The organism is Halomonas sp. ND22Bw, assembly GCF_003011945.1.
Taxonomy (GTDB): domain Bacteria; phylum Pseudomonadota; class Gammaproteobacteria; order Pseudomonadales; family Halomonadaceae; genus Halomonas; species Halomonas halophila.
Window position 1 is genome coordinate 1 of record NZ_PXWD01000100.1, and the last position, 510, is coordinate 510.

Below are 510 nucleotides of genomic sequence, written 5' to 3' on the forward strand. Positions count from 1 at the left end.
GTCCTCTGCCGACAACGCGGCCGGTGACAGCGCCGCAGAATGATGGACGCCAAAACCCACATAACAAGGCGATTCCATGTCCGTCACTGCTCCGCCCCTCTCGGGGGCACCGGGCGCTCCGCGCGCCTACACGTCCGAAGAAAAGCGCCACCGCATCTTCGCCATCATGGCGGCCTCGTCCGGCAACCTGGTGGAGTGGTTCGACTTCTACGTCTACGCCTTCTCCGCGCTCTACTTCGCGCCCGCCTTCTTCCCCAAGTCCGACCCGACCGCGCAATTGCTGAACACCGCCGGCGTGTTCGCCGCGGGCTTCCTGATGCGCCCCATCGGCGGCTGGCTGTTCGGTCGTATCGCCGACCGCATGGGCCGCAAGACCTCGCTGCTGATCTCGGTGGCGATGATGTGCGGCGGCTCGCTGGTCATCGCCTGCCTGCCGACCTACGCGCAGATCGGCGCGTGGGCGCCCTTCCTGCTGCTAATGTGCCGCCTGTTCCAGGGCCTGTCGGTCGG

General features: G+C 66.9%; 1 protein-coding gene. It reads left to right on the forward strand.

Translation table 11 applies throughout. The features are described from left to right. Window positions 1-76: 76 nt before the first annotated feature. A partial coding sequence (locus CVH10_RS17150) for an MFS transporter (protein ID WP_146142971.1) occupies window positions 77-510 on the forward strand: 434 nt, incomplete at its 3' end.